Origin of the sequence: Nocardia sp. NPDC051570 (assembly GCF_044454005.1) — a bacterium.
GTDB lineage: Bacteria > Actinomycetota > Actinomycetes > Mycobacteriales > Mycobacteriaceae > Nocardia.
This window is the reverse complement of the sequence record NZ_JBITDI010000015.1, coordinates 194,061-202,022: the sequence shown is the minus strand read 5'-3', so window position 1 is coordinate 202,022 and position 7,962 is coordinate 194,061. Positions and strand designations below refer to the sequence as shown.

General features: G+C 67.1%; 7 protein-coding genes. 4 read left to right on the top strand and 3 right to left on the bottom strand.

Translation table 11 applies throughout. The features are described 5' to 3' along the window. The first annotated feature begins 172 nt into the window (after positions 1-172). Positions 173-1,135: an NAD(P)H-dependent flavin oxidoreductase gene (locus ACIA76_RS32320; protein WP_397157022.1), complete on the top strand. Its 963-nt coding sequence runs from the start codon at positions 173-175 to the stop codon at positions 1,133-1,135. A 139-nt stretch (positions 1,136-1,274) separates the two neighbouring features. On the opposite strand, the gene ACIA76_RS32315 is transcribed toward ACIA76_RS32320, so the two are convergent. Both ACIA76_RS32315 and ACIA76_RS32310 read right to left on the bottom strand, forming a co-directional pair. Continuing rightward, complete coding sequence (locus ACIA76_RS32315; protein ID WP_397157024.1) at positions 1,275-1,733, bottom strand: SRPBCC family protein; 459 nt, start codon at positions 1,731-1,733, stop codon at positions 1,275-1,277. A 3-nt stretch (positions 1,734-1,736) separates the two neighbouring features. Beyond that, on the bottom strand, positions 1,737-2,075 hold the full coding sequence (locus ACIA76_RS32310; protein ID WP_397157026.1) for an ArsR/SmtB family transcription factor: 339 nt from the start codon (positions 2,073-2,075) through the stop codon (positions 1,737-1,739). A gap of 604 nt (positions 2,076-2,679) precedes the next feature. Between ACIA76_RS32310 and ACIA76_RS32305 the strand changes: the two genes are divergently transcribed. From ACIA76_RS32305 to ACIA76_RS32295, 3 genes are read left to right on the top strand one after another with little or no spacing between them, the layout of a single operon-like run. Beyond that, a complete protein-coding gene (locus ACIA76_RS32305) occupies positions 2,680-3,312 on the top strand; it encodes a TetR/AcrR family transcriptional regulator (protein WP_397157028.1) in 633 nt (210 codons plus the stop codon). A gap of 32 nt (positions 3,313-3,344) precedes the next feature. Continuing rightward, entirely contained in the window at positions 3,345-4,985 is a 1,641-nt protein-coding gene (locus tag ACIA76_RS32300; RefSeq protein ID WP_397157030.1) for an NAD-binding protein, read from the top strand. A 13-nt stretch (positions 4,986-4,998) separates the two neighbouring features. Continuing rightward, a complete protein-coding gene (locus ACIA76_RS32295; RefSeq protein WP_397157032.1) occupies positions 4,999-5,859 on the top strand; it encodes an alpha/beta fold hydrolase in 861 nt (286 codons plus the stop codon). Here ACIA76_RS32295 and ACIA76_RS32290 read toward each other — a convergent pair. Beyond that, positions 5,856-7,907, bottom strand: a complete 2,052-nt coding sequence (locus ACIA76_RS32290; RefSeq protein WP_397157034.1) for a prolyl oligopeptidase family protein — start codon at positions 7,905-7,907, stop codon at positions 5,856-5,858. The genes ACIA76_RS32295 and ACIA76_RS32290 overlap by 4 nt on opposite strands. Positions 7,908-7,962 lie beyond the last annotated feature (55 nt).

Below are 7,962 nucleotides of genomic sequence, written 5' to 3'. Positions count from 1 at the left end.
CATTCCGAACCCGGAAGCTAAGCCTGCCAGCGCCGATGGTACTGCACTCGCCAGGGTGTGGGAGAGTAGGACACCGCCGGAACATACATTCCCGAAAGGGCCCTGACACCAGTCAGGGCCCTTTCGCATTTCTCATGCCTATTGCGCACGAGGTCATGCCAAGCTCGTAGGCATGGCCTTGCAGACCTCGTTCACGAAGCTCATGTCCGTCCGGCACCCGATCGCCTCGGCACCGATGGGCGGTGAGGCGGGCGGAGCGCTCGCCGCCGCGGTATCCGACGGCGGCGGTCTGGGCCTCATCGGCGCGGGCCGCGGCGATCGCGAATGGCTCACACGGGAGGTCGGTATCGCGCGGCGGGCGACGACCGAGCCCTGGGGTATCGGATTCCTCGTCTGGGCAATCGATACGGATGCCGTGGCTCTGGCGCTGGAGTTCGAGCCCGCGGCGATCATGCTGTCGTTCGGCGATCCGACACCGTTCGCGCAGCGGGTCCGCGATTCGGGCGTCAAGCTGATCCTGCAGGTGACCGACTTGGACGAGGCCCGGCGCGCGCTCGACGTGGGCGCCGACATCATCGTCGCCCAGGGCGGCGACGCCGGCGGCCACTGCGGCGAGAACGGTATCGGCACACTGTCTTTCGTCCCGGCCGTGGTCGATCTGGTCGGTCCGACGCCGGTCCTCGCCGCGGGCGGGATCGCCGACGGCCGCGGCCTCGCCGCGGCCCTGACCCTGGGCGCGGCCGGCGCGCTCATCGGCACCCGTTTCCAGGCGACCCCGGAGGCGCTGGTGTCGCCCGAAATCGTCAAGGCCCTGCTCGACGCCGACGGCCAGGACACCGAGCGCAATCACACCCTCGACATCGCCCGCGGCGCCCCATGGCCACACCGCTACCCCGCCCGCACCCTTCGCAACGCCGTCCTCGACCGCTGGCGCGGACGAGACGACGAATTACGTTCGGACACAACGGCCCTCCAGGAGTACCGCGAGGCCGCCGCCCGCGGCGACCTGAACGTCCTCCCCGTCTGGGCGGGCCAAGCCGTCGGCCTGGTCGACTCCATCGAATCGGCCCGCGACATCGTCACCACGGTGACCACCGAGGCCGAACAAGCCCTCACCCGCGTCGCCCCACGGTAGAAAGTCATCCGGGGCACAGACGTTCGGAGATCTCGTGATCACAATCACGGGGCCACGGACCGCGACCTGGTGTCAGTTCACTGTGTGGCGTGTGGGGTTCGGTCGTGTGGGCCGCGGACCACTACCTGGTACCACAGGGTCACCGGGTGGTCGGGGCGGTCTCGAGTTCCTTTGCGAGGGCTGTCAATTGGTCGCCGGTGCCCTGTTCGCGCCAGGCGGGCTGTTCGTGGCCGTCCAGATAGGCGCCGTGTTCGGTCAGGACCAGGCGCGTACCCGCCTCGGTGGCAACGAATTCCACTGCGGTGAGGGAGACTGTGGCGACCGTGTCGCCCCAGTGCATCGTGGAGGTGTAGACGAGGCGCTCGTCGGGGACGATCTCCTGATAGATCGTCTCGAAGGTCATCTCGATACCGTCGTGGACGCCGCGGGCGGTTTCCCGGCCGCCGACGCGGAAGTCGAGTTCGTGCCGCGCGTTGCCGCCGGCGAACCAGCGGGCCTTGGTCGCCGGGTCCGACCAGGCGGCGAAGACCGTTGCGGGTGCGGCGGTGTACTCGCGCTCGAGGGTGAAGGTGGCGTGGGTGACGGTGTGATCGGACATGAGCTACTCCTCGTGATCGGTATGTTCGGCGAGGATCTCGCCGAGGGCGTCGAGGCGGTGTTCCCAACGGGTGCGCCGGGCACCCAGCCATTGTTCGGCGGGGCGCAGGGCCTCGGGCGCCAACTGGCAGGTGCGTACTCTCCCAACCTTTTCCGACCGCACCAGCCCGGCATCCTGCAGCACCTGCAGATGCTGGACCACCGCCGCCAACGACATCGTCAACGGTTCGGCCAGCGCGCTCACGCTCGCGGGGCCCGCGGTCAGTCGTTCGAGCAGGTGGCGCCGCGTGGGGTCGGCGAGTGCGCGGAAGACCTGGTCGAGATCTCCGGATTGGTTAAGCACATACTTAAGTATATGACCGCGGACCGGATGGTCAAGCGATGGCTTGACTATTGAGCCCATCCGGACCGGACGGTCGCGATTCCGTTTGGAAGGACTTGCCGCGTAGGGCGTTTCGCGTGTCGGGCCGAATGGCCCAGATTCGCAGGCCTGGACGGCGAACTGTTCGCTACTGCGGGCGGGGCGGCTGTCGAAGTCCGAACCGGGCCGCGGACGCGCGACCGCCCGCCTTCGGAGTGTCGCTCTTTGCGCATCGGCCTGTCGCCGCTCGCATCCGATTTACCGGCCGCTTTGTCGTATTCCCAGGTCTGGCCATATGTTCGGCATGCCGTATCAATCGGCCCGGGAGACGATTCACCAGGCGAAATATCATAACGCTGAGTATTTCCAAATAATAGTTAAAAAAATCCTCCAAAACCTCTTCCCTTGAACAGTTCCATCGACTATCGTCCGATTCGGCAAATCGCCAGTGACCTGCGGGCACAGTTTTCCGCCCGCACCCACGGTCAGGGAGACAACTTCCGGCTAACGCAGGAAAAGCCGGAGGTACAACCGATGAGCCCGATCTATGACGAGGGGATCGGGCCCTTCGGTAAAGTCTCGCGCAATGTCACAGGAAACGAACGCGGGCAGGATGTACGCCGGACAGCCCGTAGAAGACCGGCAGCGGCAGCGACGTGCGCGTTTTCTGGAGTCCGGATTGTCGGTGTTCAGCCGAGACGGCTATGCCAACAGCTCCGTCGGGGCCATTTGTAAAGATGCCGGACTCTCCTCACGACAGTTCTACGAGGAGTTCACCGGGCGCGAATCGCTGCTGCTCGAGCTCTATGAACACATCGACCGCGAATCGCGGGAAGCGGTATCGGCCGCATTGGCCGATCACACCGAACACAGCGCGGTGGAGGTCATCGACGCGGCCGTGCGGGCCTATGTCGAGGCCATCGGACGCGATCCGCGCCGGGCCCGGGTCGCCCTGGTCGAGGTGGTCGGTGCCGGACCGAAGGTCGAGAAGTTTCGCCTGGAGTTGCGCCGAGCCTGGGGATCGTTGCTGGCCAGCGCCGCGGAAGACGCTGCGCTACAGGGCGAGATCCCGCCCGGCGACTACGAGATGCGATCCATCGCGATCATCGGTGCGGTCAACTACGTCGTCGACGCGTGGAGCGGTTCGGAGCCGCGCCGGCCGCTCGACGACATCATCCGGGTGCTCCGCCGGGTGATCATCGGCGCCGTCAGCGCATAGCTGCCGCATCCGGTTCGCCTAGCATCGCTGCTATGCACGTCCACGAGGGGGACAGGGCGGCCCCCAGTTTCGTTGTCTGCGGGGATAATCCGCTCGTCTATCAGCTGGCGCTACAGCTGGTGACCCGGTTCGCGGACGCGATCGTGACGGTGGTCCTGCCCCACCGCGACGGTGGGTACGTGCCGCAGCTGGAGCGGTTGGAGCGGGTGCGGATCCAGTGCGCGGATCGGCTGGACGAGGAGACGCTGCGGCGGGCCGGGGTGGCGCAGGCCCGTGCGCTGGTGCTGGTGGATCAGGCGGATGTGGAGAACTTCCATGCCGCGCTGCGGGCGCACGAACTCAATGCGCGGATCCGGCTGGTGATCCGAATGTTCAACACCGGCCTGGGTTTTCGCATCCGCAGCCTGTTCGCCGACTGCGTGGTCCTGTCGATCTCGGAGATCGCCGCGCCGTCGTTCATCGCGGCGGCGCTCGGCGAGAAGACCCTGGACTATCTGCGCCTCGGCGAGCGGACGCTGTATGTCACCGGATCGTCGGACGCGCCGGCCGGGAAGATCGTCTGCGCGCTGACCGAGGAGACCGGGAACATCCGGTTGCTGCCGCCGGGTCGCGGCGGCGGGCGGGCCCTGGCGCTGGCGGATCGGGTCCTGAATCTGCCCAGCCGGCGCGGCCATTGGCTGCGGGTGGCCCGATATCTGATGCGCAACAACCTGGTTCGCCTGATGCTGGCGCTGCTGACGCTGATCGTCATCGTCTGCGCGCTGATGATGGTGATCGGAAATGCCTGGGGCGACGCGATCTACGAGACGCTGCTCGACGCCGCGGGGGCCGCGCAGCCCGAGCCCACCCGCTCGGGGATCTACAAGATATTGCAGGTCGGGGTCGTATTCATCGGGCTGGCGCTGACTCCGGTGGTCACGGCCATGGTGGTGGGCGGGGTGCTGCGCGCCCAGCTGTCCGAGCAGATCGGGCCGGATCCCGCGGATTTCACCGATCACGTCGTCGTCGCCGGGCTCGGCAATGTCGGCTCCCGCGTGATGGAGCAGCTGCGCGATCTCGGGGTGCGGGTGGTCGGGCTGGACTTCGACGAGAACGCCCGCGGTATCGCGCTGGCGCGCACGCTCGGGGTACCGGTGGTGGTCGGTCAGGCCACCTGGGAGGATTCGCTGCAGGCGGCCGGTGTCCAGCGCGCCCGGGCGTTGGTATTGCTGACCAGCAGCGATGCGGTGAATCTCGAGGCGGCGCTGCTGGGTCAGTCCTATCGCGACGATCTGCGGGTGGTACTGCGGTTATCCGATGACGATCTCGCCGAACGGGTCCAGAAGAGTCTCGGAAAGGCCGTGGTGCGCAGTGTGTTCCAGCTCGCGGCCGAGGGTTTCGCGGCGGCCGCGGCGCAGCAGCGGGTGATCGCGACGCTGTCGGTCAACGGCGACACGCTGATGGTCGCCGAAATCCCCGTCGAACCGGATTCGGCCCTGGTGGGCACGCCGATTCACGCCGCCGACCTGTCCGAACAGACCCGGGTCATCGCCCTGCAGCGCGCGGTGGGCGCGGAGCTCGAATGGCAGCCGGATCCGGAAACCGCGCTGGCCGTGGGCAATCAGCTGGTGGTGGTCGCGACCCGCACCGGCCTGCACGAATTGCTGTCGCGCAGCGTGGGGAGGCCGCAGTAGTAGCGTGCCGGTCATGGAGACTGTTCCGATTCAGGTGCCCGACGGCAGCACTGTGCCGGTGCGGTTGATTCCGGCGCGCGGCGCGCATCGCCATCCGATCACCCCGGACGCGCCCCGGGCGGTGGTCGTGATCATTCCGGGGTTGGGAGTACCGGGTGCGTACTACGAGCTGTTCGCCGATCATCTGGCCCGGCGTGGATTCGATGCCGCGATCGGTGAGTTGCGCGGAAACGGGGACAGCCGGCCCACGCCGAGTCCGGCCAGCGCCTACGGATATCAGGAGCTGGTGTCGGTGGACTTTCCGGCGATATTCGAGGTGGTGCGCGAGCGCTTCCCGGACAGCACGCCGATCCTGTTGGGGCACAGCATGGGCGGACAGCTGGGCGTGATGTACGCCGCCCGGATCCGGGGGCGCCTGGGCGGGCTGATCCTGATCGCCTCCGGCACGCCCTACTACCGCGGCTTCGGGGGCATTGCCCGCTCGGCCATGATGGCGATCCCGGCGGCCGTCTCGCTGACCGCGAATCTGGCCGGGTTCTGGCCCGGCGACCGTATCACCGCGGGCGGTTTCGGCCGCCAGTCCAAGGTGCTGATCTCCGATTGGGCGCGACTGGCCCGCACCGGCCGATTCGAACCGGCCGGTGCGGATATCGACTACGAGGAGCGCATCGGCAGGCTGAAGCTGCCGGTGCTGTCGATCACCGTCGCTGGCGACGATCTGGCCCCGCCCGGTTCGGCCGACCATCTGCTGGAGAAGCTGCCCAAAGCGCGCGTCAGCACCTGGCATCAGCCGGAGGCGTTGGGGCATAACGGCTGGATCGCCAGCCCCGCCTCCACGGTCGACCGGATCGAGCGGTGGATCAGGGACCGTTAGGGTTCCATCAGCATCTGGATGAAGAATTCGTAGATCAGGGTTGCCTGGAACGCCATCTGCTTGTTGTCCGCCGCGCCGCCGTGGCCGCCCTCGATGTTCTCGTGGTACCAGACCGTATGCCCCTGCTCCTCGAGCAGCGCGGCCATCTTGCGCGCATGTCCGGGATGGACGCGGTCGTCGCGGGTGGAGGTGGTCAGCAGGATCGGCGGATAGGACGCGTCGGCTCGGGCGTTCTGATACGGCGAATACTTCGCGATGTATTCCCACTCCTCCGGCTTGTCCGGATCGCCGTATTCGGCCATCCACGACGCCCCGGCCAGCAGTAGGTGGTAGCGCTTCATATCCAGCAGCGGTACCTGACACACGATGGCGCCGAACAACTCCGGATACCGGGTGAGCATCACGCCCATGAGCAGGCCGCCGTTGCTGCCGCCGACCGCGCCCAGCCGCGATGCGGTGGTGATGCCGCGGTCGACCAGATCGCGGGCGATGGCGGCGAAGTCCTCGTAGACCTTGTGCCGGTTGGCCTTCTGCACCTGCGTATGCCATTCGGGCCCGTATTCGCCGCCGCCGCGGATATTGGTCATCACCCAGGTGCCGCCGCGTTCGAGCCAGCCCATACCGGACGCGCCGCTGTAGGCGGGGGTGCGCGAGACCTCGAAACCGCCGTAGCCCGACATCACCGTCGGGCCGGGCCCGCCCTTGTGGTCGCGATGGCGAATCACGAAGTACGGCACCATCGTTCCGTCATCGGATCGGGCGAAGAACTGCTCGGTCTCGAGGCCGTCGGCGTCGAAGAATGCCGGTTCCTGTTTGAGCGGTTCGGACGATCCGCCCACCGAACTCGTCAGCAGGGTGGCGGGCGTGGTGAATCCGCTTGTGGTGAGCATGAATTCGTCGCCGCCCTCGAGGGGGTCGAGGTTCATGACGTTGGTGGTGGCCATGGGCGGGGTGTCGGCCAGCGGTTCGCGCACCCAGCTGCCCGTCCCCGGCCGGACGACATACAGTTTGGTCTGCACATCCTCGAGCGTGATGAGGATCAGATAGTTCTCGGTCCAGCCGTAGCCGTGCAGCGAGGTATGCGCGTCGGGGGTGAAGACGATCTCGAAATCCCGTGCGCCCGCGAGGAATTCCTCCAGATTCGCGGCCAGCAGCGCGCCCGCGGGATAGGTCTCGCCGCCCACCTCCCACGGCGTCTTCAGCCGCACCAGCAGCCAATCCTTGTACCAGGATTCCGAGGAGTCGCTCGGTACGTCGAGATGGCGCAGGCTGCCGTCGTCTTCGAGGAGATAGACCGATTCGTTGAAGAAGTCGGTGGCGCGGCCTACGTAGTGCCGCTCGTAGCCCGGCGTGCGGTCGTAGCCCGCCGACACCAGCACATCGCCCTGTTCGCCCTCGAATACCGTCTGCGCCTCGCTCAGTGGCGTGCCGCGCCGCCAGCGCTTGGCGATGCGGGCGTAGCCGGAGTCGGTGAGCGAACCGGGTCCGAAATCCGTTCCGACATAGACGGTGTCGGCATCGATCCAGCGGATCTGGGATTTGGCCTCGGGCAGATGGAATCCGCCGTCGGCCGGATCGCGGAATTGCTTGGTGGCCACATCGAATTCGCGGACCACCTTGGCGTCGGCGCCGCCGCGGGACAGGCTGATCAGCGCCAGCGACTGTTCCGGGCGCAGCACCGAGGCCCCGCCCCACACCCAGTTCTCGCCCTCGTCCTCGGCCAGCGCGTCGAGGTCGATGAGCACCTCCCACCGCGGATTGTCGTTGCGGTATTCGGCGAAGGTGGTTCGCCGCCACAGCCCCTTGGGGTGCGCGCCGTCGCGCCAGAAGTTGTACAGCCATGTGGCGCGCCGGGATGGATACGCGATGCGTGTGTCGGTGTCGAGCATGGCCAGAATGCGATGTTCCAGTTCGGAGAACCGGTCGGAAGTCGCAAACCGCTCAACCACCACGTCGTTATGCGCTCGCGCCCACTCGAGCGGCTGCTCACCGGTCACCTCCTCCAACCACAGATAGGGATCGGATCGCTGCTCTTCGACACCTGCCATGGTTGCCATTGTGGCTGAGGTTAGCGGCCTTCGGGGCCGCGAACCCGCGACGCCG

Coding starts and splice junctions, on each gene's coding strand:
- ACIA76_RS32300 (WP_397157030.1), top strand. CDS start 3,345: ATGCACGTCCACGAGGGGGACAGGGCGGCCCCCAGTTTCGTTGTCTGC.
- ACIA76_RS32305 (WP_397157028.1), top strand. CDS start 2,680: ATGTCACAGGAAACGAACGCGGGCAGGATGTACGCCGGACAGCCCGTA.
- ACIA76_RS32295 (WP_397157032.1), top strand. CDS start 4,999: ATGGAGACTGTTCCGATTCAGGTGCCCGACGGCAGCACTGTGCCGGTG.
- ACIA76_RS32290 (WP_397157034.1), bottom strand. CDS start 7,907: ATGGCAGGTGTCGAAGAGCAGCGATCCGATCCCTATCTGTGGTTGGAG.
- ACIA76_RS32320 (WP_397157022.1), top strand. CDS start 173: ATGGCCTTGCAGACCTCGTTCACGAAGCTCATGTCCGTCCGGCACCCG.
- ACIA76_RS32315 (WP_397157024.1), bottom strand. CDS start 1,733: ATGTCCGATCACACCGTCACCCACGCCACCTTCACCCTCGAGCGCGAG.